The organism is Paenibacillus sp. FSL W7-1088, from assembly GCF_037969855.1.
Classification (GTDB): Bacteria; Bacillota; Bacilli; order Paenibacillales; family Paenibacillaceae; genus Paenibacillus.
The window spans coordinates 3,397,731-3,415,372 of record NZ_CP150216.1 but is presented as its reverse complement, the minus strand read 5'-3'; the positions used below and the strand labels follow the sequence as shown (position 1 = coordinate 3,415,372).

At 43.5% G+C, this 17,642-nt stretch carries 17 protein-coding genes; 3 read left to right on the top strand and 14 right to left on the bottom strand.

What is annotated here, in order from left to right:
• Positions 1 to 74: 74 nt before the first annotated feature.
• The 4 genes from MKY42_RS15510 to MKY42_RS15495 all read right to left on the bottom strand — a co-directional run bounded on the left by MKY42_RS15510 (position 75) and on the right by MKY42_RS15495 (position 6,050).
• Positions 75 to 2,834, bottom strand: a complete 2,760-nt coding sequence (locus MKY42_RS15510) for an alpha-mannosidase (RefSeq protein ID WP_339852315.1) — start codon at positions 2,832 to 2,834, stop codon at positions 75 to 77.
• Between the two features lie 40 nt (positions 2,835 to 2,874).
• A complete protein-coding gene (locus MKY42_RS15505; RefSeq protein ID WP_024631711.1) occupies positions 2,875 to 3,693 on the bottom strand; it encodes a carbohydrate ABC transporter permease in 819 nt (272 codons plus the stop codon).
• Between the two features lie 12 nt (positions 3,694 to 3,705).
• Positions 3,706 to 4,599, bottom strand: a complete 894-nt coding sequence (locus tag MKY42_RS15500) for a sugar ABC transporter permease (protein ID WP_024631712.1) — start codon at positions 4,597 to 4,599, stop codon at positions 3,706 to 3,708.
• 71 nt (positions 4,600 to 4,670) lie between these two features.
• Entirely contained in the window at positions 4,671 to 6,050 is a 1,380-nt protein-coding gene (locus tag MKY42_RS15495; RefSeq protein WP_090897773.1) for an extracellular solute-binding protein, read from the bottom strand.
• 428 nt (positions 6,051 to 6,478) lie between these two features.
• Here MKY42_RS15495 and MKY42_RS15490 point away from each other — a divergent pair, with 428 nt between their 5' ends.
• On the top strand, positions 6,479 to 7,573 hold the full coding sequence (locus MKY42_RS15490; RefSeq protein WP_339852308.1) for a GntR family transcriptional regulator: 1,095 nt from the start codon (positions 6,479 to 6,481) through the stop codon (positions 7,571 to 7,573).
• A 133-nt stretch (positions 7,574 to 7,706) separates the two neighbouring features.
• On the opposite strand, the gene MKY42_RS15485 is transcribed toward MKY42_RS15490, so the two are convergent.
• Positions 7,707 to 8,621, bottom strand: coding sequence for an alpha/beta hydrolase (locus MKY42_RS15485; RefSeq protein WP_339852306.1), 915 nt, complete (start codon positions 8,619 to 8,621; stop codon positions 7,707 to 7,709).
• Between the two features lie 280 nt (positions 8,622 to 8,901).
• Between MKY42_RS15485 and MKY42_RS15480 the strand changes: the two genes are divergently transcribed.
• Positions 8,902 to 9,483, top strand: coding sequence for a TetR/AcrR family transcriptional regulator (locus MKY42_RS15480; protein ID WP_179264896.1), 582 nt, complete (start codon positions 8,902 to 8,904; stop codon positions 9,481 to 9,483).
• A 24-nt stretch (positions 9,484 to 9,507) separates the two neighbouring features.
• Positions 9,508 to 10,134 carry an HXXEE domain-containing protein gene (locus tag MKY42_RS15475; protein WP_090897765.1) on the top strand — a complete coding sequence of 209 codons (627 nt, stop codon included), beginning with the start codon at positions 9,508 to 9,510 and terminating at the stop codon, positions 10,132 to 10,134.
• Positions 10,135 to 10,336: 202 nt separating this feature from the next.
• Here the strand turns inward: MKY42_RS15475 and MKY42_RS15470 are convergent, their stop codons facing one another.
• The 9 genes from MKY42_RS15470 to MKY42_RS15430 all read right to left on the bottom strand — a co-directional run bounded on the left by MKY42_RS15470 (position 10,337) and on the right by MKY42_RS15430 (position 17,635).
• Entirely contained in the window at positions 10,337 to 11,317 is a 981-nt protein-coding gene (locus MKY42_RS15470) for an SDR family NAD(P)-dependent oxidoreductase (protein ID WP_090897762.1), read from the bottom strand.
• Between the two features lie 179 nt (positions 11,318 to 11,496).
• Complete coding sequence (locus MKY42_RS15465) at positions 11,497 to 12,720, bottom strand: RNA polymerase sigma factor (RefSeq protein WP_090897759.1); 1,224 nt, start codon at positions 12,718 to 12,720, stop codon at positions 11,497 to 11,499.
• Between the two features lie 202 nt (positions 12,721 to 12,922).
• Entirely contained in the window at positions 12,923 to 14,329 is a 1,407-nt protein-coding gene (locus MKY42_RS15460; RefSeq protein WP_339852300.1) for a PQQ-binding-like beta-propeller repeat protein, read from the bottom strand.
• A 182-nt stretch (positions 14,330 to 14,511) separates the two neighbouring features.
• Positions 14,512 to 15,060 (bottom strand): NAD(P)H-dependent oxidoreductase, encoded by a 549-nt coding sequence (locus MKY42_RS15455; protein ID WP_090902294.1) that lies wholly within the window; start codon positions 15,058 to 15,060, stop codon positions 14,512 to 14,514.
• A 4-nt stretch (positions 15,061 to 15,064) separates the two neighbouring features.
• Positions 15,065 to 15,526 carry an Rrf2 family transcriptional regulator gene (locus MKY42_RS15450; protein WP_090897753.1) on the bottom strand — a complete coding sequence of 154 codons (462 nt, stop codon included), beginning with the start codon at positions 15,524 to 15,526 and terminating at the stop codon, positions 15,065 to 15,067.
• A 6-nt stretch (positions 15,527 to 15,532) separates the two neighbouring features.
• Positions 15,533 to 16,423 carry a UDP-N-acetylmuramate dehydrogenase gene (gene murB / locus MKY42_RS15445; protein WP_339852296.1) on the bottom strand — a complete coding sequence of 297 codons (891 nt, stop codon included), beginning with the start codon at positions 16,421 to 16,423 and terminating at the stop codon, positions 15,533 to 15,535.
• A gap of 113 nt (positions 16,424 to 16,536) precedes the next feature.
• Positions 16,537 to 16,893, bottom strand: a complete 357-nt coding sequence (locus MKY42_RS15440) for an iron-sulfur cluster assembly accessory protein (protein ID WP_179264900.1) — start codon at positions 16,891 to 16,893, stop codon at positions 16,537 to 16,539.
• A gap of 44 nt (positions 16,894 to 16,937) precedes the next feature.
• A complete protein-coding gene (locus MKY42_RS15435; RefSeq protein ID WP_090897745.1) occupies positions 16,938 to 17,276 on the bottom strand; it encodes a hypothetical protein in 339 nt (112 codons plus the stop codon).
• A gap of 53 nt (positions 17,277 to 17,329) precedes the next feature.
• Positions 17,330 to 17,635, bottom strand: a complete 306-nt coding sequence (locus tag MKY42_RS15430) for a helix-turn-helix domain-containing protein (RefSeq protein WP_339852291.1) — start codon at positions 17,633 to 17,635, stop codon at positions 17,330 to 17,332.
• Positions 17,636 to 17,642: the final 7 nt, after the last annotated feature.

The window sequence follows — 17,642 nt, the reverse complement described above, 5'->3', positions numbered from 1 at the left end:
GGGTTGTCGTATGTGGAACATGATGCATCCGTTTTCAATCCGCAGCAGTGGAGAGAACTCCAAGACTGAATTGTTTATATTAAACGTGTTGTGGGTTGAATACCGATCGTCTGAATTTTTGCCGGTCCCACATTCAAAGCATAACTTCCCTCATCCGCTACCTTCATGGCTTCACCTTGATCTTCAACAATTGTACTTTCGTACACTTCCTTAGCCTCAAACGAAGGCGTTACCTTCAGTGAAGTCGTCTCCGATGATACATTGAACACCCTGAACAGCATGTCATCATTTGCCTCGCCCCGTTTAAGCGCACTAAAAGCGAGATGATCGCCCTCCCATTGCAAAAACTCGTGGGTAGCGGGTAACGTTCCACCATGTACCCCTGTCTGTTGAACAGTCCAGGGAACCGGGAACTGGTACGCCTGCACATAAGCATCGGACTCAATAACATCCAAATCATGTGAGATGAGCTCCATTTCCAGAATGTGCTGTCCGAGACATTGGGCCTCTGGCGTTGCAAAGACCCCCCAATCCCCAAGCTCACGTACCCCACGCAGCAATGTCACAGCAATAGTATTCTGACTAGCTAATACTTCGTACTCATTAAGACCTTTATTCGCAATCGTCAGCCCTTCACGACCATTACTGATACTGACAAATGCATTTTGATGCTGCGCATTGCTCGGATTTCTCCATTCCGCTTCCGGCTGTATCGGGCGCTTTGCCAGTTCGTAAATAGAGTCAACGGTAACATGACTTGCTTCGAGTCCCGTTTGGAACAACATGCGAATTCGATGATCCTGAACCGTGTTATTGATATAACTTTTAATGCCAACCGAACGACCCGTTTTTTCAAGGCTTAGCTCTGTACGAATGCTCACCTCCCTAGTTTCATCAAGCCGCCGGGATTTCCGGTAACGAAATGGAACCATGGAGCGGATCTCTTCATCCAGCAGTTCATCTGCGCCTATCGGGAGCTTCCAGTTATGCACGATCTCATAAACGGCTTTCAGCGGTGTATGATGCACCAGCTTAATCTCGGCAGGCAGCCCCTGCGTAGTCAACGGAGCTTCCTGATCCGGTTGTCTGTACATATACTCATTTCCGATATCTCCCGTATCCTCATAAAGGCCAAGCCCTGTATAATGATGACCGTTCACTTTATCCAACATGCTAAACGATCCATCCCCCGCAATTTCGATCCGCACATAATCGTTCTCCATCACTTGCTCTTCTGTAACAAGTTCAGTGGCAGTCAGTTCGCTAAGCGCATTCTCTCCAGAAACACGCTTAGGCACAAGAGCAAAAGTATGATACCCAAAACCCGGGATGTTCTGGACATGAAGCTCTACATCCACTTGATATGCCCAATATGGTTGACGGAATCGATCATCTGGCAAATCATATCCAAATGTCGGTCCAACGGGTGTGATTACGGCTTCCACTTGCTTGCCTTCCGCGTTCAATACAACCCAATCGTTCGAGTCAAAGGCTTCATATTCGCGCTTAAACTCCTGATACTTTTCATGCGGAGGCTGGTGGTCAAAGTACCGTCGCTCAACATCCATCCTAGTTACAATCACATTGGATCGACAATGTCCCGAAGTGTTAAACACTACAAAAGGCAACGCACAATCTGCGTCAAAGCCAGATGTATCCACAGATTCGGCTATTGTACGAGCACTCTGAACCGATATGGCTTCCGCCACTTCTTGCGATTTGGCAAATCGGGTCATCATTTCCCTATGGACCTCGTCAACACTGCACCCGCAGATGCTGTCATGAGGATGATTCTTCAACAATGTCTTCCAGGCATATAACAGCTCATGCCGTGGATAAATGCCTGTGGACAGAGAGGCCATGACTGCCAATGGCTCAGCCACTTTCTCCAGTAACGTCTGACTTTTTACATTTTGCTGTTTGATATATACCCTTGCTGAAGCCGTATTTACAAGTGTGATCCAGCCGTCGGTCCATTGGCTTCGAAGTTCACCGCGAATGACGTCCAATGATTGTGGTTTCACTTTTTGCAAAGCCTGAATGTACTCAGGAAAGCTGGAATGACGAAACGTCACGTCTGGCATAATCTCGGTGGCCGTCTTTAACGCTTGTGTCAGATCCTTCTGAAGCGGCTGATGATCACATCCGTTCATGAACAGGAGTTCCGAGCTTGAAGCAAACTCTTCTGCTGCAGCCAGCTTTTCGGCCCAGTAAACTTTCGCCTTCTCTGGTTCCACCGGAATTTCCATGCCGTTGTTGTACCAGTTGGCGAACAGGATCGCCAGTACACGAGTACCATCGGGTGATTCCCAATACATCTCCGAGTATTTGGAGGTATGTTCATTGCCTGACTGAATTTCGTTATTGAACCCAACAGGCCTCACTCCACGTCCATATACAGCTACCTCAATGCCTGCCTGGCTAATGAGCTGTGGTGCCTGCCCCATATTGCCGAAGGAATCCGGGAAATATCCGATTTTTGCATATCCTCCCATTTGTTCTGAGGCTTGAATCCCAATTAACAGATTGCGTGCATTGGCTTCACTGCTGACGAGGAATTCATCTTGAAGGATGTACCATGGACCAACGATCAGCTTGCCCTCTTCAATTAACTTGCGGACCTGATTCGACCTATGCGGCATGATTTCCAGGTAGTCCTCAAGTACAATAAACTGCCCATCCAGATGGAAATTCGTAAATTCCGGGTCATTTTCAAACGTCTCGATTAAATTCTCCATGAGCTGAACGAGCAGCATTCGGTGCTTCTCGAAGGATAGATACCACTCCCTGTCCCAGTGAGAATGTGCGACAATATGCGCGGTTTTTGTAGTCATTCATTTCATTCCAATCTTGTATGATTTAGTTGTTGTGTATTTACATTTTTACTGAACCTACCGTCATGCCCTTGACATACATCTTCTGCATGAACGGGAAGGCAAGCAGGATTGGAATGACCGTAATCAAAGCCCCTGCCATGAGTTCATTCCATTTCTTGAAAGAAGATGAATCCAGATACATGAGTCCCATCGGTAACGTAAACATATCCCGGCTATCCACGATGATCATCGGCCACAAAATATTGTTCCAGCTTCCGATAAAGTTCAGAATCGCAATGGTTCCGATAGCTGGCAGCGCTAATGGCAGATAGATTCTGTAGTAGATTTTGAAATTGTTGCATCCATCCAGTACGGCGCTCTCGTATAACTCATGTGAGATTGTGCGGAAGTAACTGGTGAATAGGAAAATGGCGAAGGGTGCAGCACCATTAATCATGGGCAGGATCATGCCAATATACGTGTTTTGCAGCCCCAGATTGGTCATGTTGATATATAGCGGTATCAATGTGGTTACACCTGGAACGAGCAGCAAGGCAATAAACGTGTAGTAGATGAATTTTTTGCCCCGATAGACAAATTTGGCAAACGAATAGGCCATCATGGTATAGATGAGAATAACGCCTATAATCACGACTGCACTTACGATCACGCTGTTGATGAAAAACTGATAGAAATTCAATTTGTTCCATACGTCACCAAATGTGGACCACATCGGTGCAGCTTGTGGAAACGGACTCTGTGGATTGGCTAGTGCATCCTGTGATGTCTTCAGCGAAGTGCCGATCATCCAGACAAAAGGATACAGGCAGGTCAATCCGTACAAGATTAGAATGATATGCTTAATATATTTGACCATGTGCTCCTCCTTTTAGATGTCTGCCTTGAATGAGCGAATACTGAATATGGCAATGGCACCTGTAATCAGAAAGGATACCCATCCGATTGCGCTGGCCAGACCATAATCATTGTTAAGAAAAGCTGTACGGTACACGAGTGTACCAATAACCTCCGAACTGCCAGCCGGTCCGCCGCCCGTCATGATGAACACATTCTCAAAGGCCTGAAAGGCTCCGTTCACCATCTGAATGACGGCAATAAGCGTGATGGGCTTCAGTAACGGCCAGGTAATTTTCAATATCATGGTTGTTTTCTTGGCACCATCCACACTTGCTGCTTCATACAGTGTCGGATCAATGGAAGTCAGACCCGCGTAGTATAGAATCAGCGTCCCAGGCAGACCGCCCCAGATTGATGTCAAAATAATACCGAGTAAAGAAGTAGACGAACTCCCCAGCATTCCCCCAGGTACAGCAAGGAAATCCAAGCCCATCCATAAGAAGAGTGAGTTGAATGCTCCACTAGGTTCAAACAAGCCTTTCCATACATAAAAGATAGCTACGCCAGATGCAATCATCGGCAGAAAATAAATTGTCCGGTACCACGTTGCTGCCTTCGTATTTTGCAGCACAAATGCCAGCACAAGTGCGATTGGAACGACGACCACAACCTGTGAAACGGCAATAATCAGATTGTGCAGAACGGCATTATAGAAATTCCGGGTTACAATCGGATCATCACCGAGCAGGAACTGACGGAAATTCGCCAGACCTTCAAACCTTGCGGTGGAAAAATCGATCCCCGACCAGTTATAAAAGCTGAGCATGATCGAGAATCCGACCGAATACACGCCGATGGCAAGAAACAAAAGCACGCCAGGCAGTAAAAAGAGATACGGCATCCACTTATTTCGACTTTTTATCATGATCAATCACCTTTTGCTCTCAATTTGGCAACCGACAGCCCCTTACGGGGCTTGCCGATTGCTTTGGTGTTCTAGTTCCCGCTCGCTTTCAGACTTTCCATGGTGTCGTCGAACTTCTTGGCGACTTGTTCAGCAGTCATCTTTTTCTCGATCATGGATTGCATGGACTGGGCATACACTTCCCACTCTTTGTGCTTGCCACGATACGTATTGATTGCAGGTGACGCTTGACTGTAAGGGCCAGGCTCGGCAGCGAATGCTTCTGAGATTGATTTCAGGTTCGGGTCCAGATCATTTGCACGATCACCCAGATTCAGCGCAGGTACTGTATACGCCGCATTAGCAAAAGCAACAGCAGCATCCGGATCACCTGTCAGGAATTTAATGAAATCGAGCGCTTCAGCCTTGTTCTGCGAATCTTTATTCACTGACAACATCGTTAACGTGAATGGATCAGTCGTCCAGCTGTTAATTTTAGATCCTTCAAGCGGGGGTACAGGGAAGGTGAAAATATCGTCAGGACTCATTCCCATAGCCAGCAGCGTAGACATTGTGAACGAACCACCGAGATCGAAAGCGGCTTTGCCAGCAGCAAACGCCTGGTCTGCTCCATCAATATCCGTTGACAAAATTCCCGGCATCAGCAGATCTTTGTTTGCCAGTGTCTCCATCGCTTTCACTACCGGCAGATTTGAAGGGTCGCTTAGTTTGGACTTTCTTTCGAGCAGATCGATGTAGCCTTGAGGTTCGTTCAGCATGATGGACAGTGCCGAACCGGCCCAGTTTTCCCACAGATCAGGCAGCTTTGCACCAAACACAAGCCCAGGAGTACCTGTTTTCTCTTTGACAGTCTCCATCATGGTGACGAACTCTTCCCATGTTTTGGGCGCTTCAGCTGTCAGCCCTGCTTCTTCGATCAGCTTCTTGTTGCCATAGAACGTAAAGAATCCTCCGATATCAAGCGGCAGTCCGTAGAACTGTCCAGTCTTCAGTGACTTTTGAATGGTGGTGGCATTCTTGTCTTCTTTCCAAGAGTCAACCTGACTCTGTGTAACGATGATCGGGTCCATTGCAGCACTGTAATAGCTGTTCAATAGATCATCGTCGATTTCACCTGACAGTTCGAGCACTGAGTTCTCGATGGAATCGCCCGCCGTTGCCCACCAGTTCACGATATCCGGCAAATTTTTGGAATTGGCTGCTGCCTGGAATTTTTGGCGATACGTATCATCCGGTGTAAAGGTCTCAAGTTTGACTTTGATCCCTGTTTTCTCTTCATACAATTTCGCGGCTGCTTCAATTCCTGGCGTGTAAGCAACCTTCCACGTCCACATCGTCAGCTCTTTACTCGCTTTGGGTTCCGTCCCCCCGGACTGCGCGTCACCGCAAGCGCTTACAATGAGTGAGAAAACAGTTAACAAAGTAACGATCATGCCTGCTCTTTTTTTCATCCCGCAACCACCCTTATTTTTAATTTTGGTTCGTTTCTGGCTTAATGAATATCCCACGACAACAAATTGGCGTTAAAAGCTGCTGCACCCCCTTTTTGAATGAAGGAAGACTTGCGAAAAAATTTGTGGTATTACAAAGATTGTGAAGGCTCATTGGAAACGCTTTATCCAACAAACTTTAAAAACAATATAAACAACATACTTTTACTTGTAAATGTTTATTTTTAGATACAACTTAATGAGGTTCAGTCCTAACAAATTGTTTATTTATAAGGTTTTTTCATCATATTTGTTCGTAATTTTAATCTTTTTGTCTTACATACTTGTTATTGATTTTTAACACTTGTATATGTTGTATTAATATAATATATTTAGAACGAACTAATAGTGAATGGAGATAAAATGCGATGGTGAGAACCTTCAAGCCAATGTACAAGAAAATCGAAACATATATCATTGACCAGATTCGAAGCGGAAATTGGAAACCGGGCAGCCGAATTCCTTCCGAAAATGAACTGGCTGAACAATTCAGTGTGAGCCGTATCACGGTGAAAAATGCCCTCACTGCTCTGGTCGATAAAGAAGTGGTCTACCGACTTCAAGGCAAAGGCACCTTTGTTAACGATCACAGCCCCGAGGAGATTCATAACATCACTTCAGCAGTGAAAGAGCAGCTCACAGCACCAACAATCGGGTTCCTTCTCCCCCGTCTCGACAATCGGTTTACCGCCAATCTGCTGAGTGGAATTGAAGACATCCTTTCAGAGAATGGCTATCAATTGTTATTTGCCAAAACCAATGATTCACAAGAGACGGAGATTCTCAAAATCCAGGAAATGAAACAGGCAGGCGTCCGAGGACTAATTATCTATCCCGTTGAGGGTGAGCACTATAACAATGAGATTCTTGCGCTTACGCTAAATCGCTTTCCGCTTGTCCTTCTGGACCGTAATCTAAAAGGGGTTGAGACCAACTCCATCAGCTCGGACAACCATGAGGCAGCTATTCAGGCGGTTAAGCATCTTCATGAGCTTGGGCACAGGCGAATTGGCTTTATTTCCACTCTTGCTGAGGGGACATCAAGTATTGAGGACAGATTGCATGGGTATGAGAAAGCCTTGGAGGACCGTCATATTCTGATTGATCGCAGTATACAGATGACACGTCTGGCCATGAGTGACAGCGATGAAGAGGTTATCATGATGATTCAGAAGTTCTTACAGGCAAATTCGCAAATGACGGCCCTTCTATCCTCCAATTTCAGCCCTCATGTTATTCAAGCGGCGATGCAGATGGGAATCTCTGTACCTGAAGATTTATCTGTCGTGTTCTTCGATGATGTCGAATTTCCTGAGTTTTGTATCATTCCTCCCACGGCTGTTGTCCAGCAGGAACTTGAACTCGGACGAGAAGCGGGCAGAGTCATTCTGAAACAAGTGGAGAATCCAAGCAGTGAGTATCTTCAGGTTAAGTTACCAACGATGCTTATTCCCAGACAGTCAACAGCAAAGGCGAAATCATAGTTACCGTTATTTGGATTCAAAAAGGATTCCTTTACTGAAAACGTTTATAGTAATCCAATGAATGAGAGTATTACGAATTACGAAGAAGGACCCTTCCATTTCAGAAGGGTCCTTCGAGCTGTGTGAACCATGACTATTGTAAATTTGCGGAAGTAACATCCTTCCAATGTTTATTCGTTCCTATTTCAGCATGCTTTCCAACAAAGGCCGTTTTTGCGTCCGAATCATTCATTAATTGATATCTCATCCAAGCTGTCAGATAACCTCTATGCTGCCCGCCATCCTGCTCTATCGCTGTATGTGCTGCGCCTTTAGCCATGGCCATTAAGACCGGAAGATCCGGATTAGTATTCTCAAACGCCAATTTGTTGGAATCTGACGGGGAGATGATGAAATCTCGGGTTCCCCCTATAACAAAAAATGGCACCTTCAGCGCTGATGTATCATACACATCCTCTGGATCACAATATTTCAGATCAGGCAGAGCAATCGAAACTACCGTTTTGATGAGATCCCCGTTCTCAAAATTGGTATGAGCGTTAATCACACCTGTTGATCCCTGGGAATGCCCTGCCGCACCGACCTGATCTTTTTGAATCCTGTGATAAAACGGACTGACTGTCACTTCATTTTCATTGAGCATATATTCTATCGCGGCCATAATTTCTTTTCCTGTACCCGTGGTTTGGCTATATGTATCGATGACAATAAATCCCCAACTGGCCAGGTGTCTTAACAACTGATCATAATTGTCAGGTAATGCCCCCGTTCCGTTGCCCCAAGCGATGACCGGGTGCAAGACATCCGTTGATTGCGGAGAATAAACCCTGTAGAGCTTCTCGCCTTGTTTGTCCTTGATCTCCAGCGTATCTACCTCGTACGTGCCGGGCAGAGCATATGTTTCTTCAACACTTCCGGCTACGAAAGTAGCCGATACCGAATTTACGAGGAAGAAGGATAGTACGCAAAATGCAGCGATCAAAATACCGACAACACCCGTTATCCATAGAAACCACTTGCTCCGAATTACTCTTTTCACTTGCGGCATACAATCTCCTCTCACATTAAAGCGATATTTGTACGTAAAACATACCACAGGTATAGCGCTTTTTGTTTAGAGATATTTTTGTTACATCAACCTTTTCGCATTTCATAATAGAACACCCACGAAAAAATGAACATGCCTTAACGAAAGGCTTCGCTATGATGTTTCTTAGTTAATGGTCAATAATCCAAATGTATGACTTGCAATATTAGGAAATCGTGCTAATATAAATTTAAACACTGTTTAAAACATTGTTTAAATGACTTTATTGGAGGTTTTACATATGGAACCAGACAAGAAAAGTGAAACAAAAGAAAAGATTATGCAAGCCACACTGGAGTTCACCAAACAAAGCGGATTTGAAGGCATCACCATTCGGAAAATTGCCGAAGCCTCTGGCACAAATGTATCCCTAGTTAATTATTACTTCGGCTCCAAAGAAAATCTGATCAGTGAATCTATTAAAATGATTCTGAGCAGCTTTCAGCATACCTTTGCTATACTCGATGAATTATCCATCCCCGCCCGAGATCGATTAAAGCAATTCTTAATGGATTATTTACAAGTCATCCGTGAATATCCCGAATTGTTATCCAGAATTATTCTTATGGGTTCAGCAGATTTCTCATCTCAACAGGAATACGGTTCATTTTTAAATCTATTGGGGTTCCCCAAAGTTCAAAATACATTAAAAGAGATAACTGGAGAGCAACAACCGGAACGACTGACCACAATGATGACACAAATTTTTGGGGCGCTTTTTCTCCCCGCACTTATGAGCCCTATTCTGGAAAAAGGTGCTTCTGTGAAGATTGCTCCTATAGATGCACAAATAGACTTGCTCTTTGAAAAATACTTTCATTAAAAAATAATGATGGAGGTGATTCAGTTGAACATGTTAAGAAAACATTGGCAGGACTTGGGATTGATCATTGCATTCCTTGTATGTATTTATCTCATCTTGGATTGGGGAACACTTCCGCGCATTAACAGCATTTTGTGGTTAAGCTTTATTGCCATACTCCTGCACCAATTTGAAGAATATCGATGGCCGGGTTACTTTGCAGGCTTGTTTAATAAAGTTTTGTTCCAAAGTAAGACACCTGAAAGATATCCGTTAAATCAGCAGTCAGCCATGATTATTAATCTGATTATCGCCTATGTGTTTTATTTACCGCCCGTATTCTTCTCTTCCGTTGTATGGTTGGGTTTGGCCCCTATATTAATGGGATTTTTTCAGATTATCTGGCATGGCATCTTCGCCAATATAAAGGCAAAAAGTATATATAATCCCGGATTATTTTCAGCGATATTTCTGCATTTGCCAATTGGAATCTGGTACATTAAAAGTGCCTATGAACAGAATATGTTAACACCAGTAAATTGGATGTGGAGCACCATTTATTTTGTTGTAGCTGTCTATGTTTTAATTGTTAAAGGCAATATGTGGCTGAGAAACAAAAACTCTGTTCATCCTTTTTCACAGAAACAATTAGGATCTTATACTGAAAAATAAATCTATGACTTCAAATATAAATAAACGCATTGAGTCCATGGACTCGATGCGTTTTACATTTCTCTTTTGAAATGATTAAGTTTCTAAATCTTGAACTTTATTATAAAACATTTTTTACACAGGATGCTGTTCACGAAGGGCATTTCCAACACAAAAAAAGCCGCCATTTCAGGCGACTTTCCTCGTGAACAGAAAACAGATCTTAAGAGATTGGTAAATCCGTTTGAGTCAACTGGGCGGAAACTTCCCATAGACGACGGGCTTGCTCAGGATCGATAGCATAGTCCTTGACTCCAAAGAAGGCTCCATCCGCAGGAGCTGGCTCACTGATGTCACAATCCTCGCAATACACGCCACCTTTTCCCTCAAGTTGCGGAGATGTCGCTGCCCATACTTGCGTTGCTGCCCCTTGCTCTGGCGTTTTAAAGTTTGGATTGGCAACTTGACCAGACTCATCAATCCAGCCCAATGCGATCATTTCCTCTTTCGGCATATGTCGTTGCAGCGGCGTCAGAATTCCACCCGGATGTACAGAGAATGCACGCACTCCCTGATCTGCACCACGTCTATCCAGTTCAACGCTAAACAAAATGGTTGCTGTTTTGGACTGTCCATATGCAGGAAACTTTTCATAGCCGTTCTCAAACTGCATATCGTCCCAGCGAATGGGTGAGAAATGATGCCCTGTTGATGCAACGGATACAACCCGTGCTCCTCCATGGCTGACAAGTGAAGGCCATAATAAGTTAGTTAGTGTGAAATGTCCAAGATGGTTCGTAGCAAATTGTGCTTCCCAGCCCGGCCCTACGCGAGTCTCTGGACAAGCCATAATCCCCGCATTCAGGATCAACATGTCGATACTCCGGTGGCTTGCCAGAAAACGATCGGCAAAAGCACGGACACTGGTGAGATCTGCGAGGTCCATTTCATCGATCTCTACACCAGCTAGTCCTGCAAGAGCCTCTTTGGCGATGGCTGGCCGACGTGCGGTTACAACAACCTTGGCTCCAGCACGAACGAGTGCACGTGTAGTCTCCAGACCCAATCCGGAATATCCACCCGTGACGATGGCAAGTTTTCCGGATAGATCCGTGTTACTCAATACTTCCTCAGCTGTTGTGCGATGGTTGAATCCGGAACCGATTTTATGTTGTAAGGTTTTTGACTTGTTATCCTGGTTCATCAAAATAATCTCCTTCCAGATGTGTCTTCCTCAAGTTTACAGCTTAGAGTGTACTCTAAGTCAAATATGAACGAATTCCTCTACCTCAATGCTCCAAGACTTTACGAATACAAAAAAAGCCCGATTTATCACCGAGCCTATAAACAAAAGTATAAGGTTGTATTTCTATTATATTTCTATTATATTTCTATATACTTCACCCATTGCTCATACAGTTCAGTCTCACTACATTGAAAGATCCCTTCAAAATCTTGAGGATTACGAATCAGTTTGTTTAATGCCTCTATCCCGTATCGCTCAACCACAAATTCCACCATCATATAAGAGAACTGAAAACCTTTCATCGTTTCAAAATCCCACGTATCGTTATTTAATTCATCAAAAGATGGAATCGACTGGTTACGAATATTATCTTCCGTTGATCCTTTAATGAAATCTTGGGACATCTGTTTAGCTTCATATCCCCCAATGCCCTGTCTGATCCATTTCGGAGCTGCAGGATTAATATCGCTGATTAGCCACATGGAGAACAAGTGGACTGTGCCTTTCAGAATGGATTGATACGTATGCTCCGGTCCCGGCTCCAATGGAGAGACAATTTTCAGAGTACGCCCTTCATATGTGCCCATAAACCAATTCGGAGCATCTGTTTCGCCGACAGCTTGATGGAACGTTGGCAGATCAGGATAAATTTCAATAACTACCTTTTGTGATGGATGATGTTTATATTTGGTCGACACTCGTTCAACACTATTGTTGAGCTCATCGAACAAATCTTGATGCACTTTCTTCGTACGATCATTCGTATCTTGGTTTTCACCTTTATTTACAATGGAAATCAGGTCTTGAATAGACATGATGGCAATATCCCCCCACTCTTTCAGTTCTTTTCTTAATTTCTCCAAAGCCCGGTACAATCTGTTCTTTACTGCACTTTCCCGTCGTCCAACAATCTTGGATATTTCGGGCAAGGTGCAGTCAACGAAAAAGCGTAATGCAATAATTTCCTGATCAATCTCATCCAGCTTTTGTAACGCAGAGCCAATATCAATGCGAATATCAACATGTTTCGTAAATTCAAGAGAGATCGATTGCGATTCATAATCTGTAAAATCATAAGGAGATTCTTTTTGTCGCGATAACCTGCGATATTCGTTCTTCACCGTGTTCTGAGCAATCTTAAAGATCCAGGTGAATAGATTAGAGCTTCCTTTAAAACTGTGAATATTTTCGACCGCTTTCAAAAACACCTGTTGGGTCAAATCATCTGCAACCAATGGATTCAATTTCAGTGAGAAGTATTTGCTGATTCTCTGACGATATTGCTCATACGTGTTCTCAAAGATGGCGATGCTTTCCTGTTCATCCGGATAAACAGGTTTCGTGTCATGAGCTCCTGACATGGTGGGGAACCTCCTCTTGATTTACATTTAATTAGACACCGGAGGAAGCAAAAAAGCCACGCATGAGAAAAAATTATTTTTGGCTATTTCACCTCTTTAGTATGAATTCTGTTTTTTTGAGATAAAAAATAAACAAAGGCAGCCGATCGCAGACCCGCTACCTTTGTTCTTTTCTTTTATGAAAACACAACTCAGCCTTTGCTTATCTCAGCGATGCGGGCAGCTTTACACCGAGGAGTTTACCCTCCGCCTGTATTATGATCATACCATCTGTCTTCAGCGTCGCTTCGTGTAAATCTGCCCCGGTGGTTACCCGAAAGACGGGTGTAGCAGTCAACATATTAATCCCGAACATTGTTCCGTTACGCTGCGTCCGGTACATTCCTTTGCCGTACACGCTAATTTGAGCAACAGGGGCGTCGCCATACCACTTGATTTCCTGTCCATTCACCAGCTTGATACCCGCTAGTTCTCCCGTTGTTTCATTTTTGTATATCAGCCTTTCCTGCACGATACCAAGCGACAGCCCGTTTTCTTTATAAAAAGGGCGCGGATAAGTCCGAAGAGGATCCGCATTAGCTGTATATTTGTCAAAGTTGTATTCCGCCACCCGATCTCCTTGTTCAATGTATACCTTTCCATTGCTTGCAAATACACTCCCATACCCATAGTCATACGGTGGATCGCCATTCATTTTCCAGTTATATTCAAGGCTCCCCTTTTTTACGCCAGTCTTGAGGTTATAGGCATTCACACTCACTTTACGTTCCGGTTTTGATTGATATTCTGTCAGTTTGGAAGAATGATAATCAACCGAATACACGAGACCGTCTTTAATTTGAAGTGCTTCTCCTTGACCGAAATCGTCCCATAACTTTTTGCCTGTCTTCTTGTCATATGCATTTAGTTGAATGGACGTAAGTGCCCCCTGTACATAAAAGGTTCGAAGCACAACGCCATTAGATTCCTCCAGGTAGTCGGTACCGTTTCCTTCACCAAGCGGCTCGTCAGCCCTCCACTTCAGCTTGCCCGTCTTCATATCAAATGCAAATGTTGTACTGCCTTGGATAATATAAAGCGTATCGCCCGTTGGAACTAACATTTCTGTACGATATCGTGTATCGATCCAGGTGGATGAGCCTGATTGCCAAATTGCTTTTCCTGTCTTCGCGTTCAAAGCATAAGGCTTATGCTCCCCAGTAAGACCGTAAATGACGTTATTATGATAAACAACATAGGGTTTTAATCCTTTTCCGTAAGACCATAGCCGTTTGCCTGTCTTTGCATCCAATGAGATCAGTTTGCTATCAGCGAAAGTAAATACCTTACCCTCTTCTGCTACTGCCTGATGACCAATATAAGGTTCGTTCATATTCAAATAATTGTCCACCTTTGCAGTCCAGGAAGGCTTAAGTTCTGGTACCGAAATCCCCATGTAAGAATACCAGTTGCGTACCGAAACATCAGGTGCGTCTGCATGTGCTTGAGACAGAATAACGGCGTTCCCCCCCAGAGCAAGAAGCCCCACAGCTGTAAAGCTTGCGACGATACATCGGAATAGTTGACCTTTCAAATTCGTAAACGGTCGATTCTTTTTCGTTTTGAGCATAATACCCTCCATTGTAATAGTTTCTACATTAGTTACCTTAATAGATGTGTATTTCTTGAGAGAGCTATCGTATCTATAATCTTTATGAATATAACGCATTGAATTGCTTAAGAGTTACACTCGTGTTAAACGATTCAAATTGATTTCAAAACAAAAAAGCCGCCAAATTGGCGACTCCTTGTTCAGCAGGATGAAGCTTTTAATTGAATCTGCATAAAGATCAATTCCTCAGCCAATTTTTCCAGCCGACTCAGGGCTTCAATATCTTTAATGTTATTCTCAGCATCAAAATGATCACTATTCAGATATACATAGCTTGGGGCGACATAGGAGCGAAAAAAGCCGGCAATCGGTTTTAATTGATTTTCCACAACCAAATAATGCTGATAGGTGCCCCCGGTTGCTATGAAACCCATCACTTTATTGTAAATGCTCTGCACAGGCAGAAGGTCGAATACATTTTTCAGTACACCTGTCAGAGAGGATTGATAAATGGGTGTGCCGATCACGTAAAAGTCGGCATCAATCATTTTTTGGACCACCGACTGGGTGTGTTCATTATAATCCTCCAACTTGCGACCATCGCAAAATTCAATCTCTCTATAATCTCTTAAATCTATGAGTTCCACTTCAACTTCGGGATGATTATTTTTAACGAATTGGAGTACAGCATCCACACCCACTGGTGTCTTTGATCCAATCAGTGACCCGGACAATCCGATTAATTTCACGACATTAACCTCCAATGATTTCTTCTTCATCATCAAACGACTCCACGGTTTCCAACGCACATTCCTTCATCACATGAAGCATGCTGCCTAGGGTGATTTTTTCTAACTGCTGCATTAACTGTTGTTCACTTTCTATGAAAATGCTTGCGAGCTGTATATCTACCTCGGTTGTTAAATTCCCTTTTGTCATCATGGATGGTTTGGGAATCTGAAGCGGTTTGGAAGATACCAGGGTGTACACATCTTTCAAGGTTATCTCATACGGATCTTTGGACAACACATAACCACCTTCAATACCTTCCTTTGCCTTAACATATCCCACTTTTTTGATCGAGCTAAGGACTCGGCGTATCCTCGCCGGGTTCACCCGAATCCTTTCAGAGATCTGAGTACTGGTTAGCTTCTCATTTTCATGTGAACTAAGGAGAACCAGAATATAGATGACAACACTTAGCTCACTGTTCATAGCAGCCTACTCTCCCAAAATAATGACTTCCGTCTCCAATTCAATATTAAATTGGTCACGTACTGTTTTTTTAATTAATTTGATTAATTCCAAATAATCTTCAGCAGTGGCGTCATCTGCATTAATGATAAAACCAGCATGCTTCTTGGAAATTTCCGCCCCCCCAATGCGAGTGCCTTGTAAATTGCATTCTTGAATGAGTTTTCCAACATAATGTCCCTCAGGGCGTTTGAATACACTTCCGCAAGAGGGGAATTCAAGCGGTTGTTTGGATTCCCGTTTAAACGTTAAATCCTGCATGGTACTGGAGATGATATCCTTGTTCCCTGGTTTAAGCTTAAATTCGACTTCAAGTATGATGTATTGATCCGCTCGGAAGATACTGTTTCGATAACCAAGCTGCATGTCATCTCGGACCATGTTAAGCAACTCTCCATTTTTAGTAACCACCAGCGCTCGCTCAACGACCTCATCCATCTGACCACCGTAAGCTCCCGCATTCATATATAAAGCGCCACCTGTACTTCCGGGTATTCCACATGCAAACTCCAGACCCGTTAAGCTGTTATCCAAAGCAGTACGTGACACATCAATAATGTTGGAACCACTCTGTGCGACAATCTTGTCTCCACAGACTTTAATCTGATCGAATTGGCTCAAAGAAAGCGTTATTCCGCGCACGCCCTGATCTTTGATGATGACATTTGATCCTTTTCCAATAACCGTCAGCGGTATTTGATGTTTTTTTGCAATGTTAACCGTGTTAACAATTTCTTCTTTCGTTGTAGGTTGGATAAGTATGTCTGCTTTACCACCCAGTTTTATATACGTGTGGTCTTTTAATGGCTCGTTCCATTTCAATTTTTCCAAAGGTATGTGGTTTTCAAAAATATTCATGACATTCTCTCCCTGAGTTGAAAAGACATGATTGCACGATCGGCGAATAAAAAGCTCCTTCATTGTATGTTTAATATGAGATATTGGTTGAAAATATGCCGTCATCCTGACAATTAATCACATTTATTGACCTCACCACGGTAATTTGCCATTCGGAAACTGGCCCCGCATCCACATGAAACTTTTGCATTAGGGTTATTCATGGTGAATCCCCCTAACATTCCACTCTCTTCGTAATCAATCTCAAGCCCTTCAATATATGGAACCGTATTGGTGTGAACCAATATACGAAATAGACCTTTATCTAATATGATATCCCCTTCTGCTTGCTGTTCATCCACGATAAGGGTATAGGATAGACCACTGCATCCACCCTCATCCACACCGACTCGGAGGAAAGAATCTTGGGTATCCGCACTTGCCAGGATTTCAACGATTTTTTCTTCTGCTGCTTCACTGACTTGAATCATTGTTATACCTCCCTGGAGCGTATTTTTGGCTAACCTATTGTTTTTCAAACGCAGCCCATTAAAATCTTAATGATTTCTTCAGGACTCGTATATGCATTAAAATAACGACAACCTATTGATTGCAGATGGATAGGAATATCCATAAGTTCCAGAGACCCGCTATACAATATCACTCGATATTTCTCGGGAAATTGTTCTATAAGCAGCTTGATATTCTCCAGATTCATATCTACGATGATCACAGAATTATCCGGAAGATGATCCATGTTACCGATCACATCACGAGTAGCGTCCAGTACATGTAACGACGGCTCGGTTTGAATCAACAAACTTAAACTTTTAACAATGTGATGCGTATCGGATAGGATTAACACATGGTTCATTCAGAAAACCTCCGGATAAAATGATGATCGCAAATGCAGGATATTCCTTTGCGCTAATTCATATTTGTAGTAAACCAGTCCATCAAACAGGGTATGAAAGCAGCTAGAGCGGCCCCTTTGGGTGTAAGTTCATACATGATCTGTATGGGATGTGTCAGGGCTGTTCTATTTACCAACTGATCATCCTGAAGACCTTTCAATCGTTTGGATAGGATCGCTTCTGAGATGGAAGGCACATTTTCGTAAATCTCGCTGAATTTCTTAGGACCTTGCGAAAGAGTACATAGGATATGGATCGTCCATTTCGTCCCGATAATACGATAGGCTGTGAAAAGTTTCTCGGTATCCGAAGTCAACATCGCATGA

Bases quoted from the DNA above. Each gene is read 5' to 3' on its own strand.
- MKY42_RS15510 (WP_339852315.1), bottom strand. From the start codon at position 2,834: ATGACTACAAAAACCGCGCATATTGTCGCACATTCTCACTGGGACAGG.
- MKY42_RS15505 (WP_024631711.1), bottom strand. From the start codon at position 3,693: ATGGTCAAATATATTAAGCATATCATTCTAATCTTGTACGGATTGACC.
- MKY42_RS15500 (WP_024631712.1), bottom strand. From the start codon at position 4,599: ATGATAAAAAGTCGAAATAAGTGGATGCCGTATCTCTTTTTACTGCCT.
- MKY42_RS15495 (WP_090897773.1), bottom strand. From the start codon at position 6,050: ATGAAAAAAAGAGCAGGCATGATCGTTACTTTGTTAACTGTTTTCTCA.
- MKY42_RS15490 (WP_339852308.1), top strand. From the start codon at position 6,479: ATGTACAAGAAAATCGAAACATATATCATTGACCAGATTCGAAGCGGA.
- MKY42_RS15485 (WP_339852306.1), bottom strand. From the start codon at position 8,621: ATGCCGCAAGTGAAAAGAGTAATTCGGAGCAAGTGGTTTCTATGGATA.
- MKY42_RS15480 (WP_179264896.1), top strand. From the start codon at position 8,902: ATGGAACCAGACAAGAAAAGTGAAACAAAAGAAAAGATTATGCAAGCC.
- MKY42_RS15470 (WP_090897762.1), bottom strand. From the start codon at position 11,317: ATGAACCAGGATAACAAGTCAAAAACCTTACAACATAAAATCGGTTCC.
- MKY42_RS15465 (WP_090897759.1), bottom strand. From the start codon at position 12,720: ATGTCAGGAGCTCATGACACGAAACCTGTTTATCCGGATGAACAGGAA.
- MKY42_RS15460 (WP_339852300.1), bottom strand. From the start codon at position 14,329: ATGCTCAAAACGAAAAAGAATCGACCGTTTACGAATTTGAAAGGTCAA.
- MKY42_RS15450 (WP_090897753.1), bottom strand. From the start codon at position 15,526: ATGAACAGTGAGCTAAGTGTTGTCATCTATATTCTGGTTCTCCTTAGT.
- murB (WP_339852296.1), bottom strand. From the start codon at position 16,423: ATGAATATTTTTGAAAACCACATACCTTTGGAAAAATTGAAATGGAAC.
- MKY42_RS15440 (WP_179264900.1), bottom strand. From the start codon at position 16,893: ATGATTCAAGTCAGTGAAGCAGCAGAAGAAAAAATCGTTGAAATCCTG.
- MKY42_RS15435 (WP_090897745.1), bottom strand. From the start codon at position 17,276: ATGAACCATGTGTTAATCCTATCCGATACGCATCACATTGTTAAAAGT.
- MKY42_RS15430 (WP_339852291.1), bottom strand. From the start codon at position 17,635: ATGTTGACTTCGGATACCGAGAAACTTTTCACAGCCTATCGTATTATC.